The following is a 26831-nucleotide window of genomic DNA, read 5'->3' on the forward strand; positions in this document are numbered from 1 at the left end:
TCATTGACATTGAAACCGTAACGCCACCTGTTCTACAATGGAGTATCTATGGTGGACTGTACAAAGTAGTCAGAGCAACATCGCTTTTGCGACACGCTGCTTCACAGTGCCATGAAACATCTCCGCGCAGTCCTTTTGTATTGAGGAGGATACATTGGCCATGAATAACAATCTTTTTGAGGACACCGATTCAATTTTAACAGAGGAACGTATTTTTACCCCTACCCCGGAAATGGTTGAAAATGCGAATATTAATGCCTATATGAAATCGAAGGGTTTCGATGACTACGAGGCTTTCTACAAGTGGTCATTGGCGAACCGCGACGAGTACTGGGATGATCAGGCGAAGGAGCTTCACTGGTTCGAGCCATGGCAGAAAACGTTCGAATGGACCGACAAGCCTTTCTTTAAGTGGTTTGTCGGTGGCAAGTTCAACATTGTCTACAACTGCCTGGATCGCCATATGGAGACGCCAGTACGCAATAAAGTGGCGTTCTACTGGGAAGCCGATAATGGCGAGACGCGTTCGATGACGTATGAGCAGTTGTACGTGGAGACCAATCGCCTGGCGAAGGGCCTGCAGAACCTCGGTCTGAAAAAGGGGGATCGCGTCGCTATTTATATGCCAGCGGTGCTTGAGCAGATCATCGCGGTGCTGGCAGTGGCCCGCCTGGGTGCCGTCCATACGGTGGTCTTCGGTGGCTTCGCCGCCAATGCGCTGCGCGATCGTATCATCGATGCGCAGGCCAAGATGGTGATTACAGCGGACGGCAATCATCGCGGCGGCAAGCTGATTCAGTTGAAGAATATCACGGATGAGGCTGTAGCTGAGACGCCAACCATCGAGAAAGTGGTGGTCTACAATCGCGAGGGGCTCGACGTGTCCATGAAAGAGGGCCGCGACATCTACTGGCACGATCTGCTGGCCGATATCCCTGCCGATACCGTGGTGCCGTGTGAGCCAATGGATAGCGAGGACCTGCTCTATATACTGTATACCAGTGGAAGTACCGGAAAACCCAAGGGCGTCGTTCACGTCCATGGCGGCTACGCCGTCGGCGCCTATACGACGACCAAATTTGTCTTTGATATTAAAGATAACGACATTTTCTGGTGTACGGCAGACGTGGGCTGGGTAACGGGACATAGCTATATCATCTATGGACCGCTGATGACCGGTGTAACCAGCGTGCTCTTTGAAGGCACACCCGCCTATCCCAATCCTGACCGATGGTGGAGCGTGGCCGAGCGCTTTAAGGTCACTATCCTGTATACCTCCCCAACCGGCATCCGTGGCCTGATGCGCTTCGGCGAGGAGTGGCCGGCCAAACACGATCTCTCCCACCTGCGCCTGCTCGGTTCGGTTGGTGAGCCCATCAATCCCGAGGCCTGGATGTGGTACCGCCACAACATCGGACATGATGAATTGCCAATTATGGACACCTGGTGGCAGACCGAGACCGGATCGATCATGATCAGCCCAACGATTATTCAGCCGTTGAAGCCGGGGAGCGCGACTCGTCCTCTTCCCACTATCGCCGTCGACATCGTCGACAGAAATAGTAAATCGGTGGGACTGGGCAAGGGTGGCTTCCTGGTGGTACGCCAGCCATGGCCCAGCCAGATGCGCACCATCTACAACGATCCCGCCCGCTACCTGACGTACTGGGAGACGTTGCCGGATGTCTACTTCGCCGGCGATGCCGCGACGATCGATAAGGACGGCTTTATCCGCGTCCAGGGTCGCGTCGACGATGTGATCAAGGTCAGTGGACACCGTCTGGGCTCGATGGAGATTGAGTCCAGCCTTGTCAGCCATCCAGCGGTAGCTGAGGCAGCCGCCATCGGCAAGCCGGACGAGCTGAAGGGCGAGCACGTTAAGGTCTTTGTCATCCTGAAGAACGGCTTCGAGCCCTCTGATGAGATGGCCAAAGAACTCAAGTTGCATGTGCGTACGACGGTTGGCGCCCTGGCGGTGCCTGAGGAACTGGAGTTTACCCCCAGCCTTCCCAAGACGCGCTCGGGCAAGATTATGCGCCGTGTGATCCGCGCCCGTGAGTTGGGTGAGCCAATCGGCGATACCAGTACACTCGACGCATAACACGTTCGCGCACCAGAATATCATTCCTGAGAGGACGGGCACTTTTTTGCCCGTCCTCTTTATTATGCCGCAGGAGCGGACTGAGGTGGGCTCAGGCATCCGCAAATGCTTGACCGTAGGCACAACCTACGATATAGTAAGTTGCAACATTCAGGTGAAAGAGGGGGTTTGATGACAGTACTAAACGAGGCACATGCTATGACTGAATCAACGCCGCAAGATATTCATTCATATCTTACCGGTATTATGCAACAGACGGTAGCGTCATATCTGCAACAGGAACATATCGATTTCGATGCGACACAGCTACCCATCGACCTGCGACTCTCGGCGCAGGCGAGCTTTGGCGATTATTCTATTCCCGTGATGGCCTGGTCGGGCAAGCTCAAACGACCACCCTTAAAGATCGCAGAGGGGCTGCTGGCTATTTTGCAGGCCAATGCACAGGCCAATATCCAGGAGATCACAGCGACGAAACCAGGCTATCTGAATTTCCGCCTGAACCGTCCTGTGGTTGGGCACAATATCATTGAGCGTGTCCTGGAGGCCGGGGCCGATTACGGACAACATAAAGGTGGCGTGGGCACCAAGGTCATTGTCGAACATACAAACATCAATAGCAATAAGGCCGCCCATGTAGGCCATCTGCGCAACTCCTGCCTGGGTGATACGGTCGTGCGTATGCTACGCTCGCAGGGCTACCAGGTTGAGGCCGATAACTATATCGACGACTCTGGCGTCCAGGTTGCCGATGTCGTGGTTGGCTTTACGCTGCTGCAAAAAGGATTGCTTGATCTCCCCGGCGGCAACGAGCAGTTGTCCGATGAGTCCTTCGACTACTTCTGCTCGCGCGTCTATACGACCGTCAGCAGGGTCTATGATGACAAAGAATCCGAGTTGGGCCAGATGGCAGCACGCCTGCGCAAAGAGGTCCTGCATTCTATCGAGCATGGCGACGAGCCCGAGTCAGGCCCCGACTACCCGGCGATGGCGGCCGACCTATCGCACCAGATTGTGCAAGCCCACTTAAAGACGATGGGGCGTCTCAATATCTCCTATGACGTTCTCCCCTGGGAGTCCGCGATCCTGCGCGCCGGACTGTGGCAGCATACCTTCGAGATGCTGAAGTCACGCGGCCTGCTGGAGAAGCCCGAGACCGGCCATGCAGCTGGTTGCTGGATTCTGCCCTTTGGCGAAGGTGAGAGCCAAACCAGCGAGGGCGATCGCAACAGCGATAAGATCCTGGTGCGTAGCGATGGTACGGCCACCTATACGGCGAAAGATATCGCCTATCAGCTCTGGAAGTTCGGCCTGGCCGATCAGCTCGGCGTCGAATTCCACTTTGTGCCCTGGGGCATCCAGCATGATGGGCGCAAGCTGTGGACGATGCGCACACCCAATGATCCCCAGTTGAAATCTGCCACCAATGAAGCGCCCGCCACCAAATTTGGACATGCCAACCGCGTGGTCAACGTCATCGATGTGCGCCAGTCTTATCTGCAGCAGGTGGTCTATGAGAGCCTGCGCCGCCTGGGCTATGTCGAGCAGGCCGATAACTCAAAGCACCTGGCCTACGAGGTCGTGACCCTCTCTGCCTCGACCGCCGCACGCCTGGGCATCGATACCTCGGATAACCGCAGCTACTACGCCATGTCGGGCCGCAAAGGCATCGAGATCAAGGCCGACGACCTGATCAATGCCGCCATTCAACGCATGCAGGAGATCAGCCAGGAAGAAGGCAAACAGGAGCTCCCGGCGGAAACCGCCAGCGTCCTCGCCTCCTCCGCCATCCGCTACTTTATGATCCGCTTCAACCTGCAGCAGATCATCGCCCTGGATATGGACGAGGTGCTGCGACCAAAGGGCGACACTGGCGTCTACATTCAGTACGCCTACGCGCGCTCCAACAGCATCCTGCGCCGCCTGCAGGAAACCGGCTATACCATTCCTGCCACCCTGGAAGCGCTACCCGAACAGTTAGAGCAGAGCGAATGGGATCTGCTGCGCCACATCGATGCCTATCCGCGCCGCCTGGCCGAATACGCCGAGCAGATGGCGCCGTCCCTGCTGGCCAACTATGTCTATGACCTGGCCGCCCATTTCACGGACTTCTTCGAGCATACCTCACCCATCATTCGTGAAGAGAACGAGCAGATCAAAGCTTTCCGCGCCTTCCTGGTCCAGACTACAGCCCAGACCATGAGCAACGCGATGCGCGTCCTTGGCTTCGAGCCCCTCGAACGCATCTAACGCAAAGCGCTGGCTATAAACAAAACGTAGCGAGTGCGGCTGACGTCAGCCGCACTCGCTACGTTTTGTTTGCGACTTTCTGCTGTCATCTTTATTCCGGGCTCCACCACGATAACTTCCTCTCCCATAATGGATCCTTCTTTGATAATAAGAATGGCTATTTTTAGCAGGTCACGCATCTGCTATAGTAGTGCCATATGAAAAGAGATATCATCAGAAAAAGAAGGTGTACAATGAACATACTGGTTGTGGGCGCGGCCGGGGTAATTGGTCGCCGACTGATATCGCTGCTGATAAAAGATGGCCATAGCGTTGTTGGCACGACTCGTCGGCCTGATAAAAGCTCGCTCATTGAAAAGATGGGAGCCTCTCCGGTAGTTGTAGACGTCTTTGACCGCGAAGCGCTCTACAGGGTTGTGCGCGAGGCCCGGCCGAACGTAATTATCCATCAACTAACGGATCTAGGGAATCGGGATTTCGCGGCCAACAGCCACATCCGCCGCGTAGGGACGCGCAATCTGGTGGATGCGGCACGAGTCGCCGGTGTGCGCCAGATGATCGCCCAGAGCATCGCCTGGACCTACGCTCCCGGGGAGGACCCAGCTGATGAGAGCGTGCCGCTGGACCTTACAGCCTCAACATCTCGTCGCGACCTGGTTGAAAGCGTACAGGCCCTTGAACAGGCGGTAATGGAGATGGAGCATGGAATTGTGCTGCGCTATGGCCTGTTCTATGGTCCGGGAACCTGGTACGCGCCCGGTGGGCTGATCGCCGAACAGGTGCGCCAGGGTGAGTCGATCGCAAATGAAGGGATAACCTCGTTTGTGCATGTCGATGACGCCGCCCACGCCACGCTGCAGGCACTGACGTGGCCCGCCGGAATCGTCAATATCGTCGACGATGAGCCCGCCCCGGGTTCACAATGGCTCCCCATCTACGCGGCCTCCCTTGGAGTCCCGGCTCCACCGGTGAACCCGGAACGACCTCCCTCTGCACGGGGAGCATCGAATACCAAAGCACGCCAGCACCTACACTGGCGGCCACGCTATCCGAGCTGGCGCCAGGGCTTCATGCATGAAACCGGACATTCAGTATAGGGCACGGCGAGCAAACGTTTACTTGCACCATAGGGCGCGATGGGATAGACTGAATGGTCTACTTTAGACGTAAGAAATGTCCGTATTTTCACGAAGGAGAGTAATGTATCTATGGCTCACCTGAGTTTCGGCGTGAAGACCGCCCCGCAATGGACAACGTATGAAGATATGCTGGCGATCTGGCAGGCGGCTGATGAGGAGCCGCTGCTGGAGCATGCCTGGCTCTTTGACCACTTCTATCCGCTTACGCCCGATATGAGTGGTCCCTGCCTGGAGGGCTGGTCGGTCCTGTCCGCCTTTGCGGCGGTTACCAAACGCATTCGTCTTGGCCTGATGGTAACAGGCAACACCTATCGCCATCCGGCGGTGCTGGCCAATATTGCGGCCACCGTCGATGTGATCTCCAAAGGTCGCCTTGATTTTGGCCTGGGAGCAGGGTGGAACGAGTACGAGCACACGGCGTATGGTATTCCGCTGTATACAGTTGGAGAGCGTCTGCGCCGCCTGGACGAGGCCTGCGAGGTTATCAAGCGCCTGTGGACCGAGAAGCAGGCCAATTTCGAGGGCCGCTACTACCAGATCAAAGACGCGTACTGCGAACCCAAGCCGGTCCAGCAGCCCTATCCACCATTTGTGATTGGTGGCGGCGGCGAAAAGGTCACCCTGCGTATCGCGGCTAAATACGCCAGCGTCTGGAATATGGCGGGAGGCTCGGCCGAAGACTTCAAGCGCAAAAACGCCATCCTTGATGAGCATTGCGCCGCAGTTGGACGCAATCCGGCCGAGATCGCGCGATCCATCCAGGTTCCCATCAATCCCGATAACCTGGCGGAAACGCGTCAGAACACCCAGAATTATATCGAAGCCGGCGTCAACCACATCGTTCTCAACATTCGCCCTCCCTACCCAGAAGGTATCGTGCACCGCCTGGTCGAGGAGGTTGTTGAGCCACTCAAATCCCTGCAAATGTAGCCCTCCTCATATCATAGAGGTGTCTGACTTCCGTCATCGCGGGGCACTCACGTGCTCCCATGATGGCGAGAGTCAGGCACGCTCCAATATGTATTTAAAGCACTGTATAGCAAAATGCTCCATTTTGATTGATAAATGAAAGTATTCTGGCGTCTATATACTTAGAGTAGGATAGATGAAAAGGATGCTTTACAGCTATGGCGAGAAGTATAGGACGATTGCTGGGTACCTTCATCCTGCTGTTTTTGATCATGACCGGCGGCCTTGTTTACTGGCAGGTGGTCAAGGCGGATAATGTACGTTCAGCGGAGCACAACGTGCGTGACTTTGTCGGCGAGAATTGTCCTCGGCGCGGTCGCATATTTGATCGCAATGGCGTCCTGCTGGCGGAGTCTCTCAAGGATCCCCTGGCTCCATGCGGCTATATTCGCCACTATACCGAACCATCCCTCTCAAATTTGATCGGCTACTATGTCGCAGGCTATCCCCCTTATGGGGTTGAGGCAGCATTCAATGATATCCTTTCAGGGCAGGTCGAGACCACCGCCATGGATCAGCTTGTCAGGCATACACTACATGAATCTTCGGTTGGCAATGACATCTACCTGACCATCGATGTACGCATCCAACGCGTCATCAATCGGGACTTTGACACGTTTAATCCGCCCGATAATAAACTGGCCTATGCGTCCAACCAGGGGGCCATTGTCGTCTCGAATCCCCACACCGGTGAAATACTAGCCATGCTGAGCCGTCCCTCCTACGACGCCAATAAGATGGTGCAGACGCTTTCGGCAGGCGGTCCCCATCGCGAGGATTACTTCAAGCAGGTGAACAAAGAGAACGCGCTCATCAATCGTCCGCTACAGGCCCGCTATATTCCCGGCTCCATTTTTAAGACGGTGACATTGATGGGAGCCCTTGATAGCGGAACTTATACGTTGGACTCACAGTGGAACATGCAACAATCGCTGGGACCCATCATTTACGATAGCAGTCTGATCGGACCAGATAAAAATCTGGGCTATCCCTTTTTTACGCCGAAGTTTCCTATCACCACGCAATATGCCTACTCAAACTCTGATAACGTGGTCTTCGCGCAGATCGGCGTCAAGATGGGGATGCAAAAATGGCTGGATTACACCAGGCGCCTGTATATCAATCAGGATATCCCTTTTGACCTGCCAGTGGTCCAGAGCTCGGTACTCAATCCGGATGGTCATCCGCTCTCGACCTGGCAACTGGCGGAAGATGCATTTGGACAGGGAGTAGATTTTGTGACACCGTTCCAGATGTCATTGGTTGACAATGCCGTGGCCAACGATGGGATGTTGATGAAGCCTTCTCTGCTCACCAGGGTTATTGACCAGGATGAACAACCAGTAGCGATTACGGAGCCGCAACAATTGAACCAGGTGGTCAGCAGCCAAACAGCTAGTGAGGTCCGGCAGTCAATGTTCGCGGTCACGCGCTGCAACGGTGGCTATCCTTCGGTCCCTATTCATACCTCTCCCTGGGGAATTATGGGCAAGACCGGTACCGCCGAACTGGGAACCGGCCAGCCTCCCCATAGCTGGATGCTTACCCAGGCCCCCTACTATTCCAGCGACCCAACCCAGCAGCCCGCCATTACGGTCGTGGCAATGAAGGAAAACGGTGGAGAAGCTATCAATGCGATCGGACCCATCATCGCCCACATCTATCAGGATATCTTCAGCCAGCAACTGGTCAAGGTCGAAGCTCCCAACAATCCTGACTCGGACATCTATTGTCCAACCCACCACCTCTGGAAGCAATAACGGCTTTCGTCATCCAAAATACTTCGCATGAACAGCAGGCAGTCGAAATGCATCTCTACAGAGAATGTGTGATATACAGCTGAGCAGGTACGTACATATTGTAGCGTGCGTTCATACATGCGAGTGCGTAAAGACAATAAAGGATGTGACATGCTTAAATCTCTTCGCCTGCTATTTTTGTGTGCCCTTCTCATAACGCTGGCGGCCTGTACTACACAGGAAGCTACCCAACCATCTGCGATCCCCAATCCAACGCCGACGCCTGCTGTATCCCCTACCGCGACGATTCCAGCCATCGCTTCAAGCATGGTTCACTTCAAGACCTCAGATAATGTTACCCTGGCTGGCTCACTCTATAAACCACAGACCACTTCTACCAGCAAAAGCAGCAAAATCTTTGTTATCTGCTCCCATGAAATGGGAAGGACCAAAGAGATATGGAAAGATAGTGGGATGCCACAGCGCTTGGCCGCCCTCGGCTACTATGCGCTGGCCTATGACTTTCGCGGCAATGGAGATTCTGAAGGGGCGCCCGATACCTCGATATTAGATACCGATTTAAAGGCGGCACTGGCCTTTGTACAGACGCAGGGAGCGGAAAAGGTCGTACTGCTGGGATCCAGCATGGGCGGGACCGCGTCGCTAAAGGTGGCGGCCCATACCAATGTGGCAGCTGTCATCACCCTCTCATCGCCCGAAATGTTCTCAACCGAGGTTACTGATGCGGATGTTAAAGCTATCAAGGCTCCCAAACTCTTTATCAATAGTGAAGGCGACAGCTATGTTGACGATACTACCCATATGCACCAGGTAGCCGGTCCTCCCAAGGAGATCCATATCTATCCCGGCAATCAACACGGCATCGCCATCTTTGGCACAGAAAACAGCGCTGATCTCACCCAACGCCTCCTGACATTCACTGCACGCTATGCGCCATTAAGTTAAGCCTGCGCGACACGCTGACTGGCTACACTAACCGGCTCTATCCAGGCAACAAAAGAAGCGCCTCATACGAGACGCTTCTTTTGTTGCACAGCTTCAGTAGAAGTAGTGCCGGTATGTATATTAGCCGCGATAGCGATTGATGTCAGCCTCTAAAGCGGCGGTCGCTTCACGGGCGGCCTGGGCAAAGTCGGACGACGAAGAGGCATAGATAATGCCACGTGAGGAATTGATGATCATGCCCCAGCCACGACTATCCCGGCCGGCCCTGACTGTAGCCGCGACGTCGCCACCTTGAGCCCCGATGCCAGGTATGAGCAAGGGTAAATCCCCAATGACCTCACGTACGCGTTTGAGCTCATCTGGATAGGTCGCGCCAACGACCAGCGCACAATTGCCATTATCGTTCCAGTAACGGGCGACGTTGCGCGCAACAGTAAGGTATAGTGGCTCCTTCTGTTCACCCACCAGCATATCCTGAAATTCACCCGAGCCCGGATTAGAGGTCTTAGCCAGGACGATCACGCCTTTATCCGCACGCTTGAGGAAAGGCGCCATGGCCTCTTTCCCCAGGTAGGGATGCACTGTGATAGCATCCGCCTGCAGCAGGTCAAACGAGGATCTGACATACCCCAGGTTAGTGCTGCCAATGTCGGCTCGCTTGGCATCCAGGATCACCGGAATCTCTGGTCTACTCTTCTTGCTATGAGCAATGATCCTTCCCAGAGCACGCAGGCCAGCATCGCCATAAGCTTCATAAAAAGCTATATTGGGTTTGTAGGCGCAGACCAGGTCGGCAGTTGCGTCGATCAATGCGCACGCGAAATACGTCAATGCCTCTTCCTGGGAACGCCCCTCTTTTACCGTTGCTGGCAGACGCTCGTACTCGGGATCGAGGCCCACGCAGACAAAATGCCCCTGCTGCCAGCGCTGCTCTAGCTGCTGCAGAAACGTCATAGACTCATCCTCCATAACAATTCTCTCTTACTGGCTCTGCGCCTTCTGGCGAGCCAGAAAGGCTTTACCTTTGCCCAGTTCGGTATTCACGGGCACGTTCTGCTGACAGAAAGGACATTCATCCTCACTGTAGGTTTGCAGAGAGAAGGAGACCAGGGAGTGAATGGCCACATCTCCAACATCTCTGGGCTGCACACCACCGCGATTACAGAGGGCGCTGATGCCTACCACATTTCCGCCATGCTGGCGCACCAGGTCAACTACCTGGCGCACCGAGCCGCCAGTCGTCAGCACATCCTCAACCACCAACACATTTTTGTCGGTGATAAAACGGTCATAGCCGCGATTAAACGAGAACTGCTTGTCAGGACTATCGCTCCCTTTTTCCGCGAAGACGGCCAGGGTTTCGCCCACGCTACGTCGCTGATTCAGATAGTAGGCAGCCCACTGCGAGAGCACAACCCCACCAATAACGGGTCCAACCACCACGTCGATCTGCTCCGCGTTATATGGCTGGGCCATATAACGGCAGAGTTCTGAAATCACTCCCGTATGCAGATAGATGGCATCTTTGTTGATATAGACCGAACTGTGGCGTCCGGAGCTATAGACAAAGTGGCTATCGCGCACCACGGCTCCAACATCAGCAAACAGCTGCACGATTTTAGGATCGTTCTGATCATTCATACGAGATTTCCTTCTAGAGTTCGTTGGCCTGATATTCGTCCCAGGCCTTAATAGGAATGGTCACCAGGTCTTTTTCAACCAGGGCCCTGGCAAAGAGGCGCGCCTGCTTAATCTTGGTAAAGAGCTGAATGTTATGGTCTACGGCATAACGACGCATGGCGTAGTCATCGTCCACCTCTTTATTGATATGTCCCTCTACGATATTGATAGCCAGGTCAATCTTATTATCGGCAAAGTAGGTCAGGACATTGGGCGCCTTCTCTTCGTGAATTTTGTAGAGCATGGTGGTCTCTACGCCATGCTCACGCAAGAAGGCGCTGGTCTTCTCGGTCGCGTACAGTGGCACGCCCAGGGTGCTCAACAGTTTGGCGCTCTCCAGGAACTTGGCCTTCTTTTCATCACCACCCAGGCTAATAAAGATTCCCTTTTTAGGAATACTACCACCTGTGGCAATAATCGCTTTGAGGTAGGCTTCCTCTATGTCATCGCCAAAGCAGGCAACCTCACCGGTGGAGGCCATCTCTACGCGCAGCACAGGATCAGCGCCGGTCAGGCGCGAGAAGGAGAACTGGGGAGCCTTGACCGCGGTGAAGTTGATGCGCGGCAGTTCGACCACCGGGATATTTTCCTGGAAGAGGGCGTCGACAAACAGCTCGATGAAGTTGACACCCGTCACCTTCGAGATAAAAGGGAAGGTGCGCGATGCGCGCAGGTTCACTTCAATCACATAGACCTGGTTGTCTTTGGCCAGGAACTGCATGTTAAAGGGACCAGTAATCTTCAAGGCTCTGGCGATGGCGCGGCCAACCTTTTCAATACGCTCTTTGGTCTCGCTATTGAGGGTCTGGGGCGGTAGCACAATGGTGGCGTCACCTGAGTGGACACCCGCGTTCTCGATATGCTCGGAGATCACGAAGACTTTGATCTCGCCATGCTGAGCGACGGCATCCAGTTCGACCTCTTTCACCTTGCGCATAAATTTGGAGACCGTGACGGGATGTTCAGGAGAGACCGCCGCGGCTTCTTTAACGTACTGCTCCAGTTCCTGCTGGTTGTAGCAGATGTTCATGGCGCTACCCGAAAGGACATAGGAGGGGCGCACCAGGACCGGGAAGCCGACGCGCTCGGCGAAGGCGGTCAAGCCAGCTACGTCAACGAAGCTGTCCCACTCCGGCTGGCGAATCTCCAGTGAGTCGAGCAGGGCCGAGAACTTGTTGCGATCTTCAGCGCGGTCGATGTCGTTGGCGTCCGTTCCCAGCAGGCGGAAGCCATACTTCTGCAGGGCGCGCGCCCGGTTATTGGGAGTCTGACCACCGACGGAGACGATCACACCCTGGGCCGCCTCAAATTCGCAGATGTCGGCGATGCGCTCAAAGGTCAGTTCGTCAAAGTAGAGACGATCCGACGTGTCATAGTCCGTTGAGACCGTTTCAGGATTGCAGTTGATAACGATTGAGCGCTTATTGTACTTGCGTAGAGCCTGCACAGTACTGACCGAGGTCCAGTCAAACTCGACCGAGGAGCCGATGCGATAGGGACCCGAGCCGATGACGACGACGCCGCTCTCACCCGTGGGGGCTACATCGTTGTGCTGACCGTTATAGGTGGTGTAGAGATAGTTGGTCTCCGATGGAAATTCCGCCCCCAGGGTATCGATCTGGAAGACAAAGGGGACCACACCCGCCTGCTTGCGGATGGCGCGGATCTCCAGTCCGGTCTTGCCCAATAGCTGGCCAATACGCTTGTCAGAGAGGCCTGCCTGCTTCAAGGTGCGCAGACGGGACGATGACAGATCCGCGTCCTTGCACAGTCCCTCTTCCAGGTTGACGATATGCTTGATGCGCTGCAAGAACCACAGGTCGATGCCGGTGATCTCGTGGATGCTCTCCAGACTATAGCCGTTGCGCATGGACAGAGGCAGGACAAACATACGCTTGGGAGTCGGTGTGTAGAGGTATCTGTTGATGATGGCTTCTGTGCTCTCACCGTTATTAAAGACCTTTTCGGAGGTGGCGCCCTCGAAGTCCAGATCGAGCATGCGGATGGCTTTCTGGTATGCCTCCTCAAAGGTGCGCCCGATGCCCATCACTTCACCCACGGACTTCATGCCGGTACCGATGGTCTCGTCGACGCCTTTGAACTTGTCCAGGTCCCAGCGCGGAATCTTCACCACCACGTAGTCCAGACTGGGCTCGAAGCAGGCGCGCGTGACGCCGGTGACGCGGTTGGTGAGCTCGGTCAGCGAATAGCCCAGGGCCAGTTTGGCCGCTACATAGGCCAGGGGATAGCCGGTCGCTTTACTGGCCAGGGCCGAGCTGCGTGAGAGACGGGCATTAACTTCGATCACCGAGTATTGTGAGGTCTCAGGATTAAGCGCGTATTGTACGTTACACTCGCCGACGATACCCAGGCTGCGCACGATGGCCACGGAGGCCGAGCGCAGCATGTGATATTCGGCGTTGGTCAGGGTCTGGCTGGGTGCGATCACCACCGATTCACCGGTGTGGATGCCCAGCGGGTCCATGTTCTCCATATTACAGACGGTAATACAGTTGTCGAAGGCGTCGCGCACTACCTCATACTCGACCTCTTTAAAGTGGTGCAGGTACTGCTCAATCAACACCTGGGGCGCGAAGGCCAGCGCGCCATTGACGATGCGCTCAAGGTCGGCCCGCGTTTTGGCGATACCCGATCCCTGGCCGCCCAGCGCGAAGCCGGCGCGCACCATGACTGGGAAACCGATCTCATCGGCGATCTGCAGCGCCTCGCCCAGGGTCTCGGCGGTTCGGCTCTGTGGCGTGGGAATATTGATGCGGCCCAGGTGCTCGGCGAACTCCTGCCGGTCCTCGGTTAGAATGATGGCCGAGATGGGGGTGCCCAGGATCTGCACGCCGTATTTTTCTAAGACACCATTGCGGTGTAGCGCAATGCCGCAGTTCAAAGCGGTCTGACCGCCAAAGGAAAGCAGGATACCGTCTGGTCGCTCTTTCTCGATGATCTTCTCAACGAAGAAGGGCGTCACCGGCAGGAAATATACTTTGTCCGCCATCGTCTTCGAGGTCTGAATGGTCGCGATATTGGGATTGACCAGTACCGTGGCAATCCCTTCCTCTTTTAATGCTTTGAGTGCCTGTGAGCCGGAATAGTCAAATTCACCGGACTGCCCAATTTTAAGAGCGCCTGCTCCCAGCACCAATACCTTACCTGGCTTATTCATGTTCGCCTCTCACCCTCTCCAGAAAGTAGTCAAAAATCCAATCGGTATCCTCGGGACCGGGCGCGGCCTCGGGATGAAACTGTACGGAAAAGAAGGGCAAACTGCGATGTCTGATACCCTCGTTACTGCCATCATTGGCGTTGATGAACCAGGCATCAAAGTCCTGGGGCAATGTGCCAACCGCGAACCCATGGTTCTGGGTCGTGATGTAACAGCGCTTGCTTCCCTGCATAAGTGCAGGCTGATTCTGGCTGCGATGGCCAAATTTCAATTTATAGGTGTCGCCGCCGGCGGCCAGGGACAGGATCTGGTGTCCCAGGCAGATGCCCATGGTGGGAATGCCACGCTTCATGGACTCGCGCACGGTGGCGACAGCTTTATCAGCCATCTTCGGATTACCCGGCCCGTTAGAGATCAGGATGCCGTCAAAGTCGAAGTCGCACTCGGGCGAGAACAGGTCGTAATCCCAGGGCACGGTAATCACTCGTATATGCTTGGCCACCAGGCTGCGCACGATGTTGCGCTTGGCTCCGCAGTCGATCAGGGCGATGGTGGTCTCCCCTTCTCCATATCGCTGCACCTCTGTGCCCGAGACCTGCGCTACCAGGTTCTCGGTATTGGGATCGTGGAAGGGAATATCTTCGTCAAAAACGATCTTGCCCAGCATCGCACCATGCGTGCGGATATACTGGGTGAGCAAGCGGGTATCCTTAATCTCGAGCGCTGGCACCTTCTCGCTACGCAGCCACTCTCCCAGGCTCATCTTGCTCTGTGGATGCGAAGGGGTGTCGACATAATTTGAGACGATCAGACCTGATACATGAATTTTATTGTCTTCCCATAAGCTTTCATCCGGCACACCATAGTTGCCCATCAATGGAAAGGTCATGGTCAAAATCTGGCCCGCGAATGACGCGTCGGTCAGGGCTTCCGGATAGCCAACCATTCCGGTACAGAAGACTACTTCACCGGCCGAGGCCCCCTGGTAACCGAAGGAGCGGCCCTCAAAACACGTGCCATCTTCCAGCACCAGGGCGCCGTAGACAGGAGTTTCTTCCTGCCATGACTGGTTGCTCGCACCTCGCTCCTCTAGCTGTGGCGATTCCAGCAGATTGCCAGAGATATTTGTGTTATGCATATATTCATCCTCTCAGAGAATTCTTTCTTTTCAGCAAAGTCCGCTCCACGCACCCGAGATATCAGTCACGCCTGGAGCGGCCCATACGTAGTTACGTTATATGTTATTGATTTATATTCTGCCCAGAACCAAAGCCAGTAAAGCCATACGCGTATAGACGCCGTTTCTGATCTGTGAACGTAGATAGACGGCTCGCTCATCCGCGTCTACGGCCGGATCAACCGACGCGACACGCGGCAAGGGATCCATTAAGATCATATCTTTGCTGGCATATTTGTTCAGCAGTTCTGGGGTCGCGACGACGATCTCGCTCTGCGCCTGACGGTACTCTTCAGCAGAGGCGAAACGCTCCTTCTGCACGCGGGTCCAGTACCAGAAATCGCAGTCCTGCGGAATGTCCTCTTCGCGATGGATCTCGATCAGGCGGATGCCCCGATCCTGCAGGCTGACAAAATCATCGCGCGAGAGCTGCAGTTGTCGCGGTGACAGCACATACATGGTGTTATTTTCATACAGTGAGAGCCCACGCAGCAGTGAGTGGATGGTGCGGCTGTTCAAGGCATCTCCGGCCAGCAGACCGGTCAGATTATCCAGGCGTCCGAAGCGCTCATACAGGGTGTACATGTCCAACAGGGTCTGGGTGGGATGCTCGTTGTTGCCATCACCGGCGTTGATGACCGGCACAAAGTTGGCCGCTCGCGCCGCCTGCTTCGCCGCGCCAGAGAAGCGATGCCGCAGCACGATCGCGTTGGTGTACGCCTCCATCACCTGGATGGTGTCCTCGAAGGTCTCACCCTTGCTAACAGAAGAAAAGGCTTCCGGATTCTGCATCTCGATGGTCTGACCACCCAGGCGCTTGACGGCCGCCGAGAAAGAGCTAAAGGTCCGGCTCGATGGCTCAAAGAACAGCAGGCCCACCAGTAAGCCTTCGAGCAGCCGCGATGGCTCATTGTTCTCGGCAATGCGCTTCATCTGGCGTGTCACGGTAAACAATGTATTGAGATCTGCCACCTCGAATTGATCGAAGGACACAATATCTTTGCCTTTAAAGTCTCCATGAATCATCTCAATATCTGTTTGTAGATGAGATATAGCCTGGAACATATAACCTCCCATTAACAGCCGCGACGACAGGTTGATAGGTCATCCTTTTCTGCCTCTACAATCAACAATGGCGCGTTACCCATTGAAGTAGAGGAGGAGCCTCTTCTTACTGCACACTTTGCGCATGCAAAAAAAAATTCCTCACCCCTGGAATGAAAGGGGTGAGGAAAAAATACTTTTCCTATGAATAACAATACCGGGTCCGTCATGGAAATGAAGTGATCGACATATCTTTTGTGATATGTTTTCGATCTGCCATTGCCTGTTTTTTCCCATGCGGATACCTTGCCTTCATTTTTACTAGTTTTTGGGAACCAATTCAAATTGCTAAGAGTATACCTTATACATTTCATCGATGTCAAGCGCAATTACCAACAACTTTGTGGGGCCGGTTATGGAAAAAACCACTACCCCCTCACCACTCTATACCACTATGTACACCATCAGAGATTAACCATCCCGAGTTTTTGAGTTGTGCTCATTTCTTATTGCTGTATTTAAATTTTACTGTTAGAATGCCATAAGAAGGTTTTTGGCCATTGTTTTCGTAAAAAAAGAGAAAAGAAGGATTTATCATGTCTTATAATCCTGATCAAGGGAGTTATCCTGGAGCATTTCCGCCTGGAAGCGGCTATGGACTATATGGATCTGGTGGCGTTACAGAAACGCCCTCACAACCTTTACCATTGCGAGATGCCGTAAGCCAGTTACCGACTCAGTATTTCAGGGTACTTACCAAGCCGGGCGCGAGCACCTTTGCTCAAGAGAATGGAAAGGCCGCCTGGAACATCATCTGGATGCAGATACTTATACTGGCCGTGATTTCGACTATTTTTAGCATTATCAACATTTTTATCCAGCATCCTGCTAAAATAACCCCCATTCGCAACGGCGGCGTATTAAATTCCATCCTGGCAGTATCCCAGGCTATTATCTCACTCGGACCCGTCTCAGGAACCATCATCCATCTACTCTGGGCAGTAGCGGGCTTCTTTGCCGGCACCGGAATTTATTATCTGATCGCCAGAGCTTTTAGAGGACAAGGAACATGGAAACAACACGTCTACAGCACATTGTTGATCTCAACACCCCTGAGACTTTTCTATGGTCTGGTCGGGCTGATTTCCATAGTGAATATTAATATGCTACTTTTCCTTGTAATGACCATTTACCAGCTCATCTTACAAGTTTATATGACGATGGCCGTCCATCGCCTGAGTGGTGGTCGCGCCACCATGGCGGTCCTGCTATTACCCATTGCTCTATTTATACTGGCCTGTGTTGCCACAGTTATAATCGTTGCTCTGCTCATCTCCAGCCTCCACAAATAAAGCATAGAGCAGTCCCTAAAACATGCAATCAGCATAATAGCCACCATAAACATGTCACTGACCCCTCAGGCAGTAGAGTAGCTATTCCAAACAGGCTGGGGCCAGTGAACCTGTACGATCGGACGCTCCATTAAAAATGCGACGATTGCGCTACTCGCTACCAATGCGTGTACTTTAGCAATAGCATGTCTGAGCTTTAATATCAGCTCATCCTTAGATTGAATTATCTTTGTTTTCATATTAAAATGATTAAAGGCAAGTCTTCTAGCAATTATTACGTTCTATACCATATAGAAGAGAGAAGGATGTACTATGTCTTACGATCCTAATCAGGGCAATAATCCTGGTTATAATCCACCACCGCAAGGCGAGAATCCTGCTGGCTATCCGCCGCCGCAGGGTCCATATACCGGCTATGGCCCCCCACCACCTTCGCAGGAAGGTTATCCTGGTGGCTATCCTCCTCCCCCACAACAGGGTGGATATCCTGGCTACCCCCCACCTCCGCAGGAAGGCTATCCCGGCGGCTATCCTCCTCCACAGCAGGGCGGCTATTCACCGTATGGACCCGGTGGCTACAACGAGCCACCGGCACAGCCTCTGCCACTGGGCGATGCCATTCGGCAATTGCCTGCACAGTATCTCAGGATCACCACCAGACCGAGCGCCAACACCTTCGCCATGGAAAAGGGCAAAGCCGCCTGGAACATCGTCTGGGTGCAGCTGCTCTTTCTGGGTGTCGTCGCGGCCATCCTGATCGCCCTTTATGTAGGGGTCGCTCTACCAACCTTGATGAGCACATTCAATAGCAATAGCAGCATCCCACCTTCCACATTCAATAGCATTAAAACACTCTATGCGAGCTCTGCTATTCCACTGGGTATTGGTGCTTTGATCTTCACGATCGTAGGCTTCTTTGTTGGCGTAGGCATTATGTTTTTGATCGCCAAAGCCTTCGGTGGCCAGGGTACGTTCCTGCAGCACGGCTACAGCTATCTGCTCTTTACAGTGCCTCTGACCATTCTCAGTTACCTGGTTGCCCTCGTTCCCTTCATTGGCTCATTGGGCAGCCTGGCAATTAGCATTTACTCCATTGTCCTGCAGGTCTATATGACGATGGCGGTCCATCGCCTGAGCGGTGGTCGCGCCACCATGGCCGTGCTGATCTTGCCAATCATCGCCATCATTCTCGTCTGCGTCTTTGTAATCGTGCTGATTACCGCTGTCTCCAGAAGCATACCCAGCCACTAATCAGTAACACATAGGGCAGAGCTTACTTCTATCCACCAGACCAAAGAGAGAGGCGAACAGGCTATATAGTTATTAGCCTGTTCGCCTCTCTCTTTGAAAGATTTTCGCCTGGCCCCTTAGTCTTGACCAATCGAAGATGGGATTTTTCCATTTTCTAGACAAACTGCGACTCATCTATCGCTGTTCTGCATCCACATGCTCTTCAGTAGGGTCCGTCCCTACGGCAGCATCGGCGAATGCCGCCTCATCGGGTTGAGGATTGCGCTCTTTCAAAATCTGGTAGAGGATGATAGAGGCAAAAGTGGCCAAACCAATACCATCGATGGCAATGGTGCCAAACTGGACGGCAAGGCCGCCCGTCATGCCAGCGCCGATAATCAGGGCCACGCCAGCCGGGATGAGGTTGCTGCTCTTCGAGAAGTCCACCTTGTTCTCAATCCAGATGCGCCCACCAGTGACGGCGATAAGACCGAAGAGCACAATGGAAAGGCCTCCGAACACACCGCTAGGTATGGTGCTCACAATCGCTCCGAACTTCGGACAAAAGCCGAACAGGATAGCAATGCAGCTCGCGATCACAAAGATGAGAGTGGAATAGATGCGATTGACCGCCATCACGCCGATATTTTCAGCGTACGTCGTGACACCCGTCCCGCCAAAAAAGCCAGCCAGGATCGTAGCGACGGAGTCACCCAGGAACGCACGGCCCAGGTACTTGTCCAGATTTTTCCCGGTCATAGCCCCGACCGCCTTGATGTGCCCAATGTTTTCAGCCGCCAGGATGATGGCAACGGGGGTGATAATACTGATGGCATTCGCGTGAAAGACGGGAGTCGTAAACTGTGGGATCCCTATCCACGCGGCCTTGCTGACCTGGGTGAAATCGATCTTCGGACCAACACCAGCCAGGCCCAGGAGGGCATACACCACATACCCCACGATGCCGCCGAGGAGAATCGGCAGCCGGCGCAGCAGGCCGGGGGCATAGACGGAAACCAGGGCAACGGCAATGATGGTAACCAACGCCATCCACGCATCAAAGGGCGTGGTAGCCGCCTGCTTGATGGCGGAAACCGAGAGGTTCAGGCCTATGACCATAACGACCGTACCTGTGACAACTCCCGGCATGAGATAATTTAGCCATCGATAGCCGACGATTAACACGACTATCGCTATGATGGCATACGCCACCCCGGCCGTAATAATGCCGCCCAGGGCCACCGAAATATTCGGGTTCGGCCCCGTCCCCAGTGGATGGCCCGTCGCAGTGGCAACCACACCGAGGAAAGCAAAACTTGAGCCGAGGTAGCTAGGTACACGGCCCCCAACAAACAGGAAGAAGATGAGGGTACCAATGCCGGAAAAGAGGATCGCTGTGTTGGGAGGGAAACCCATCAGGAGAGGGGCGACGACGGTCGAGCCGAACATCGCCAGCACGTGTTGAACCCCCAGCAACAAACTCGGTCCCCATGGTAGTCGTTCATCCGGGGCCACAATTCCACCGCTCGTGTTGACCTTCCAGCGGGGGAAGTAACCGGTTTTACTATTCATTATCATTCCTTTCTCAACCTGTATGCATAGGCGAATCAATAATTGCAGAGTAAGTACACAAAAAAACTCATCCTGGTGGGATGAGAAATAGAAAAAGAAAGAATATTCTTTGAGGAACGGCGTAATTAATTAAACTTGTGGCAGTATATGTGCTCTGCAAGCAAAAGTCAAGCTACACTATAAGCTACGCTATTTATAATGTGTCCAACTCCCGTCGCCTCAGGGCGACGGGAGTTGGACACAGTGTTTTTTGTGCGTTGATGCGTTGGATGCACCAACGCACAATGGACTGCCTGGAAAAACCGATGTTTAGCCGGTTGGAGAGCTCTGTTGTGGCGGCTGCGTAAAGGCGACCGCGGTCACATCAAAAATGAGGGTCGCGTTGGCAGGAATAATCACCTTGCCACTCTGGTCCTTCTGCGCGCCGGAGCCATAGCCCAGGCTGGGAGGAATGATCAGGCGGCGCGTCTCGCCGATCTTCATTCCGGTGACGCCGTCTTCCCAACCTTTGATGACCTGTCCCTGTCCAATGGTTACGGCGAACGGCTGACCACCATGATCATAGCTACTATCGAATTTCTTGTTGGTGCCTTTAATCCAACCGGTATACTCAAAAGCCACTGTGCTGCCATTCTGGACGGTACCTCCATCACCAGCTTTGATAATCTGGTACTGCACTCCACTGGAGGTCTTCTGCACAGGGCTCGTCACCTGGGGAGGGGTATCCGGGCCTTTAGGATTGGCCTTGGCTAAGGATTGTACATCGGCGGTAGCCTTGGCGTTGGCCGCGTTGGCGGTCTGGGTGGATTGCACGACCGCCGCATTGGCCGTCGCGGTCGCGTGTGCGTCGGCAAGTGCGGCTTGATCACTACTCTGACGAGCAGCCATTATGGCCCATGTCACGGCGGCAATCAAGATTAGCAGAGCGACGACACCACTAATTAATAACTGTCTGCGACGAGCGCGACGTCGCTTCCGCAGTTCGCGCTCCCGCTGGCGCTGCCCGGGACGGCCGGCGCCTAATGGGGAAGAATTTAGGTTTTTCGTAGTCTGGGTCACGGAACAATCTTCTCCTCTGGATGATAGGCATAATCATAGCAGGTCGAGGTTACCACTAATTTACATATCTGACAAGGGGTAGAAGCAGGTGAAACACTCACAGTATGCTTCTTCTTGACATTCTTGCTAAAATAGACTCAACTATAGTACTACTCGGTTAAGGAGTATCCATGTGACTGAGTTGTCGTCTATGCATTATCCATCCTATAGGTCGGAACAGCTGAATAAAAGGTTTTACCATCGGTTTAAGTCTGAACATGCTTATGCCGTCAGACAACTTCATGGTGCACCAGATGAGGCAGAAGGGCACGCCTATATCACCACACTCCTCCTCCGATTAATGGTCCTTTTTTTTCTGCAAGCCCAGGGATTACTTGATAACGATCCACAGTATCTCTTGCATTCCCTTCAACTGGCCCAACAGCGCTCAGGTTCCGACTGCTTTTTTCGTGAGTATCTGTTGCCCCTTTTCACGACATTGTATACGGGTCAGCCCACTACAGCACATCACAGCTCTGGCCATTTGCCACGAGTAGAGATCCCGCTTTTTCTGCCAGAGGCACTGGAATTACGCTCCCCTCACCTCAAACTATCAGATGCCACTTTCTTTCGACTGTTTACCTTTTTGCATGCTTACCAATGGAAACTTGATGACCAATCCATGCCGGAAGATAACGCGCTCCGGCCCTCGATTCTGGCTTTTATCTTTGAGCACCATTGTGATCAAAAGCTAACAGGGACCTATTATACACAGGACGATATCGCGTTCTATATCACCAGCAATACGATCCTGCCGCGTTTGTTTACGCTGGTTGCCGAAGATCAGCTGGAGGATTTAGGGGAGCAAGCACAGTGCTGGCAACTACTCAGCGAACAACCCGATCGCTATATCCCAATGGCGATACAGACAACGAGCTACCTGCCAGAAGAGACTGAGCGTGAGTATGTGCATCGCCAGCAGCGCTATCGCGCTCTTTTGTCCCAACTCAGGACTGGCTCAATCCATGATATTGTAGATCTTACCACCAATGGCCTGGATCTGCAACGCTTTCTAATTGATATCCTCACGCGCAGTCAGAAGCTGGCTTTCTTACAGGCCTTTTTACAGCGGCTGCAGCAGCTTACAGTGCTGGATCCTACCTGTGGATCAGGAGCATTCTTGCTGGCCGCAAGCAGGCTTCTCTATCCGCTCTACACCTGTTGCCTGGAGCAGATAGATCTGCTTACCAGCACATCACAGGCCATCTGTGGCGATGATACATCCCAACAGCTCACAGGTATACCCTCGGCCATGGAAGCTCCTCGATCAACAGTTGTGGGACGAGTGCTCTCACGCCCGACAGCCATTATGCATATGATCCTGTCCTCTAATCTCTACGGGGTAGATCTTCTGCCAGCGGCCAGTGAGATTTGTCGCTTGCGTCTCTACCTGGCCCTACTGGCCTCGATCAGTCAGATCGACGATGTGCCCTCAATGGGTACGCTGCGCCTGCATATTCGCATCGGCAACGCACTGGTCGGAGAAACACACCACTCTGGCCCAACACCACCCCTGGAGTCTGCACCAATTTCACGCCATCCGTCATCGTTTCACTGGCATCTCGAGTTCCCCCAGGTATTTAGCAGGGGTGGATTTGACGTTATCATCGGGAATCCTCCCTACCTGGAGCATAGCAAGATCAGACATGAGTACACGGTTCATGGCTATGAGGAGACGAGCTGTGGCAACATCTACGCTGCCGTTATCGAGCGCTCCCTGGCGCTGTGCAAACCGGGCCAGGGGCGACTGGGATTCATTGTGCCGATTAGTCTGTGCGGCGCGCAGCGCTTTGTCGCGCTGCGCCGGCGTCTGCTGTCGACCGGCACTACGCTGTGGCTGGCCAATTTTGAGATCTTTCCCTCTCGCCTCTTCGAGGGAGCCTTTCAACGCCTCTCGATCCTGCTGCTGCATGTGCAGAACAGTTCACGCGTAGCATCCCTCTATGTTACGCGCATTCATCGCTGGTATAGCGCTGAACGCCCCTACCTGCTCCCTCTACTCATGTACACGAGTGTGCCATCTATGTCTACCGATTGGCCGCTCGTTTTCCCTAAGCTGGCCGCGACCCAGCAAGCTCTACTCATTGACCAGTTACACCAGCAGGCGCGGGGTATGAGTATAGGAAAATCCGTCGCGGAGCGGTTGGGCGATCATTTTATTTATTACCAGGAGGCAACCAATTATTGGGCCAAGGCTGTCTGCCACATTCCATTTTATAAGAAAAATGGTGTGGTTATGACTCCTCCTCATGGCCGCCTGCTCTATTTTGCGCGTAGGAAGACCGCATTGAATGTAATGGCCGTCTTGAATAGCTCGTTATTTTATGTCTGGTTTGCCACCTACTCGGATGGCTTCCACCTATCCGATGCCCTGGTCAAACATTTTCCGCTCAGCCAGGAGGTATTGGAGTCAACAGAACTGGCGGGGATGGCGGAACAACTGGAGGTGGATATCCTGCGCAATGCTCGCCTGAGCACACGCAATACCAGGCATAAGCAGGGCGCAGGCCATCAGATTGAGCTGGCCGAGTATTATATGCGTTTCTCCAAACCCCTGTTGGATGAGATAGATCGCCTGCTGGCCCGGCATTTTCAGCTGACGCCAGAGAACCTGGATTTTATCCTCCACTACGATGAAAAACATCGCATAGCGCGGCAAGGCAAAAAGTAGCCAATCATAAAAAAATACGTATAGGACACTTTACAAATTTTTTCATATCTGTAATATTATAAAGTGTAATAATACATTTGCGACAGAACGGGATGAAGCTGTGCTTGATAGCGGACATTATTCAGCTTTTCAAAATATTGAGCAGATCATCAAGCTCTTCTATGAACGCTTTAAAGTTGAAAGGGCGGCATTTCAGCGGCAGTTTGTTTGTGAAACTCCAGATATTACAGTAGTCGAGCAGGAGCAGATGACTTCACTCCTCTTGAATCGCCTGATGTTCATTTATTTCCTGCAAAAGCAGGGCTTTCTCAATCGCGATCACCAATATCTTTTCCACCAACTACAACAAACTCAGAAACGATGTGGGTGTGATCGTTTTTACCGCTCGTTTTTGCTTCCCTTCTTTCACGAGGTTCTGGGCAGGCCTGAACGCAGCACTGATATACTGGCACAGTTTGGTCATATTCCCTATCTCGGTGGTAGTCTCTTTTCAGTACGTCCAATCGAGCGGCAATATCCAGATGTCTCTCTTCCCGACTACGCTTTCGAGCGCCTGTTCGCCTTTTTTGATCTCTACCGCTGGTATGTAGATGAGCCTGCGGGCCAGGAGAAGAGTCTGCTGACGCCTGATATCCTGGGCTATATCTTTGAGCAGTACGTCAACCAGCAGCAGATGGGGGCCTATTATACACGCGAGGATGTGACGACCTATATCGCTAACAATACCATTATCCCGGCCTTCTTTGACGCCCTGGCTCGCCGCCATCCCTGCGTTTTTGCTGCCGATGGCACGCTATGGCGTCTGGTACAGCAACAGCCTGAGCGCTATATCCACGCGATCCTGGCCGATCCGGATTATCTACCCGATGAAACACCGCGTGAACATCTGCAACGCCTTCAGATGTACCAGGGTCTATATGCACGACTGGCGGCCGGCCATGTCAGAGCCATCGACGACTTTATCACCTACAACCTGCGGATTCATCAATTCGCTCTCGATGCTCTGCGCTCACTGGAAGATCCAATGGTGTTACAGGACTGCTATCAGCAGCTGCAACAGATGACGATCCTGGACCCTACCTGTGGCTCTGGGGCTTTTTTGCTGGCGGCTCTGCGGACCCTCCTTCCTCTGTACGAGGCCTGCCTGGATCAGGTGCAGCGCGTGAATAGCCTTTCTACCTGTGACCGGCAAAAATCTGTACGTCGCGCCGGCATTCTCAAAACAATTATCACCAGAAACCTGTATGGCATAGATATTATGGAGGGGGCCATTGAAATCTGTAAGCTGCACCTCTTTCTTAAATTGATGGTGCAGGTCGAACACGCCGAGGATATCGAGCCACTCCCCGACATTGATGGAAATATCTGCGTGGGCAACACGCTGGCTGAGATACATCATCCGTGTCAGTCCACATCCATACGGCAGACCGCGGATGAGCATACTGGAACGGCCCTTATTCCAGGCTGGCAGATGGCGTTCAGACACATTCTGGAGGGTGGTGGCTTCACCGTTATTATTGGCAATCCGCCCTATGTGGAATACAACGAACAACATTTTCCCTATAGCCTCGATCACTTTATCACACGGGGTTGCGCCAATCTCTATACCTGTATCGTCGAACGCAGCAAGCAGTTGCTTTCTCCACAGGGACGCCATGGCATGATCCTGCCTCTGGCCGCCTTTGCCACCAAAAATATGCAGCCATTTCTGAGCGCTTTTCGCTCCTGGTTTCCGGTTAGCTGGCTCTCCTTCTATCATTTCCGTCCCTCGATGCTCTTTTCAGGTGGGAAGGTCGCCAGTATCCCTACAACTATCTACCTGGCAAAAACCAACGGCCCGGAGCGGCGCTATAGTACCCATTTGATGAAGTGGGCCCACGAGCAGCGCCCTTTTCTCTTTACCCGCTTCCGCTATCACGCGATCAGCGCCCCCATCGATCCTTTAAACCGGCATTACTATCCAAAATTCAGTCAGGAGTGCGAGGATAACATCCTGGCTCATCTGCTGATGCATAGACCTGTCAGCCACTATATCTCACGCATCCCCAATCTCAATACGATGTTCTACCGCACCGCCGGGGGATTATACTGGAAGGTCTTTGTAAACTTTCCCTGGCCCTACCATACAACCTCTAATAAACAATGCTTCTTTCAAGCGGACTTTGACCGCGATGTATTTGTCGCGCTTTTCAATAGCTCGCTCTTCTGGTGGTACTACACAACCACGTTTGATACCTTTAATTTGAAAGACTATATGCTCTTCGGGTTTCGCTTCAACTATCCAGAGCAGTCGGACCTCGTTGACGCTCTGCGCGCGCAAAGCGTGCTTTTGATGGAGGATTTTCGCCGACACGCCCGGCACCTCAAACGCGGGCAGACCGGGAGCTATACTATCTATGCCCGTAAGTCAAAACCTATCATCGATACGATCGATACGCTGCTCGCGCGCCACTATGGCTTCAGTGATCAGGAACTGGATTTTATTGTCAATTATGACATTAAATATCGCCTGGGTCTGACACATCATACAGAAAATGCTGACGAATAAGCCCGGGCGTTTCTATTGGTGGTACTAGACAAAAGCGAGCCAAAAATTTACTATTATAGTACGCGTTGGATCTATACCATTTTGTCTCAAGAATAACCATAATTCGTCAGAATATGT

General features: G+C 53.4%; 17 protein-coding genes. 10 read left to right on the forward strand and 7 right to left on the reverse strand.

The window, feature by feature from the left end:
• Positions 1–160 precede the first annotated feature (160 nt).
• The 6 genes from acs to AABA21_RS15615 all read left to right on the forward strand — a co-directional run bounded on the left by acs (position 161) and on the right by AABA21_RS15615 (position 9164).
• On the forward strand, positions 161–2101 hold the full coding sequence (acs, locus tag AABA21_RS15590) for an acetate--CoA ligase (RefSeq protein ID WP_338251643.1): 1941 nt from the start codon (positions 161–163) through the stop codon (positions 2099–2101).
• A 171-nt stretch (positions 2102–2272) separates the two neighbouring features.
• On the forward strand, positions 2273–4351 hold the full coding sequence (locus AABA21_RS15595; protein ID WP_338251646.1) for an arginine--tRNA ligase: 2079 nt from the start codon (positions 2273–2275) through the stop codon (positions 4349–4351).
• Between the two features lie 233 nt (positions 4352–4584).
• Positions 4585–5448: an NAD-dependent epimerase/dehydratase family protein gene (locus tag AABA21_RS15600; RefSeq protein WP_338251648.1), complete on the forward strand. Its 864-nt coding sequence runs from the start codon at positions 4585–4587 to the stop codon at positions 5446–5448.
• Between the two features lie 111 nt (positions 5449–5559).
• Positions 5560–6420 carry an LLM class F420-dependent oxidoreductase gene (locus tag AABA21_RS15605; RefSeq protein WP_338251650.1) on the forward strand — a complete coding sequence of 287 codons (861 nt, stop codon included), beginning with the start codon at positions 5560–5562 and terminating at the stop codon, positions 6418–6420.
• 197 nt (positions 6421–6617) lie between these two features.
• A complete protein-coding gene (locus tag AABA21_RS15610) occupies positions 6618–8219 on the forward strand; it encodes a penicillin-binding transpeptidase domain-containing protein (RefSeq protein ID WP_338251652.1) in 1602 nt (533 codons plus the stop codon).
• A 150-nt stretch (positions 8220–8369) separates the two neighbouring features.
• Entirely contained in the window at positions 8370–9164 is a 795-nt protein-coding gene (locus tag AABA21_RS15615; protein ID WP_338251654.1) for an alpha/beta hydrolase, read from the forward strand.
• A gap of 120 nt (positions 9165–9284) precedes the next feature.
• On the opposite strand, the gene pyrF is transcribed toward AABA21_RS15615, so the two are convergent.
• The 5 genes from pyrF to pyrB all read right to left on the reverse strand — a co-directional run bounded on the left by pyrF (position 9285) and on the right by pyrB (position 16264).
• Positions 9285–10118 (reverse strand): orotidine-5'-phosphate decarboxylase, encoded by an 834-nt coding sequence (gene pyrF / locus AABA21_RS15620; protein WP_338251655.1) that lies wholly within the window; start codon positions 10116–10118, stop codon positions 9285–9287.
• Between the two features lie 27 nt (positions 10119–10145).
• The gene (locus tag AABA21_RS15625; protein ID WP_338251656.1) at positions 10146–10805 is read right to left on the reverse strand and encodes a phosphoribosyltransferase family protein; all 660 of its coding nucleotides are present in this window, start codon (positions 10803–10805) and stop codon (positions 10146–10148) included.
• 13 nt (positions 10806–10818) lie between these two features.
• Positions 10819–14022, reverse strand: a complete 3204-nt coding sequence (carB, locus tag AABA21_RS15630; RefSeq protein WP_338251658.1) for a carbamoyl-phosphate synthase (glutamine-hydrolyzing) large subunit — start codon at positions 14020–14022, stop codon at positions 10819–10821.
• Positions 14015–15160, reverse strand: coding sequence for a glutamine-hydrolyzing carbamoyl-phosphate synthase small subunit (gene carA / locus AABA21_RS15635; RefSeq protein ID WP_338251660.1), 1146 nt, complete (start codon positions 15158–15160; stop codon positions 14015–14017). The genes carB and carA overlap by 8 nt, the downstream gene beginning before the upstream one ends.
• 111 nt (positions 15161–15271) lie before the next feature.
• Complete coding sequence (pyrB, locus tag AABA21_RS15640) at positions 15272–16264, reverse strand: aspartate carbamoyltransferase (protein ID WP_338251663.1); 993 nt, start codon at positions 16262–16264, stop codon at positions 15272–15274.
• A gap of 575 nt (positions 16265–16839) precedes the next feature.
• Here pyrB and AABA21_RS15645 point away from each other — a divergent pair.
• Positions 16840–17595 (forward strand): YIP1 family protein, encoded by a 756-nt coding sequence (locus tag AABA21_RS15645; protein ID WP_338251664.1) that lies wholly within the window; start codon positions 16840–16842, stop codon positions 17593–17595.
• A 312-nt stretch (positions 17596–17907) separates the two neighbouring features.
• Positions 17908–18846, forward strand: a complete 939-nt coding sequence (locus AABA21_RS15650) for a YIP1 family protein (RefSeq protein WP_338251666.1) — start codon at positions 17908–17910, stop codon at positions 18844–18846.
• Between the two features lie 174 nt (positions 18847–19020).
• Here AABA21_RS15650 and AABA21_RS15655 read toward each other — a convergent pair whose 3' ends face one another.
• A complete protein-coding gene (locus tag AABA21_RS15655) occupies positions 19021–20403 on the reverse strand; it encodes a solute carrier family 23 protein (RefSeq protein WP_420917158.1) in 1383 nt (460 codons plus the stop codon).
• 303 nt (positions 20404–20706) lie between these two features.
• Complete coding sequence (locus AABA21_RS15660) at positions 20707–21456, reverse strand: FKBP-type peptidyl-prolyl cis-trans isomerase (RefSeq protein ID WP_338251670.1); 750 nt, start codon at positions 21454–21456, stop codon at positions 20707–20709.
• Positions 21457–21628: 172 nt separating this feature from the next.
• On the opposite strand from AABA21_RS15660, the gene AABA21_RS15665 reads away from it, so the two are divergent.
• Together AABA21_RS15665 and AABA21_RS15670 are read left to right on the forward strand one after the other, a co-directional pair.
• A complete protein-coding gene (locus AABA21_RS15665) occupies positions 21629–24166 on the forward strand; it encodes an Eco57I restriction-modification methylase domain-containing protein (protein WP_338251672.1) in 2538 nt (845 codons plus the stop codon).
• A gap of 100 nt (positions 24167–24266) precedes the next feature.
• A complete protein-coding gene (locus AABA21_RS15670) occupies positions 24267–26714 on the forward strand; it encodes an Eco57I restriction-modification methylase domain-containing protein (protein ID WP_338251674.1) in 2448 nt (815 codons plus the stop codon).
• The last annotated feature ends 117 nt before the right edge of the window (positions 26715–26831 follow it).

The organism is Dictyobacter halimunensis, from assembly GCF_036245075.1.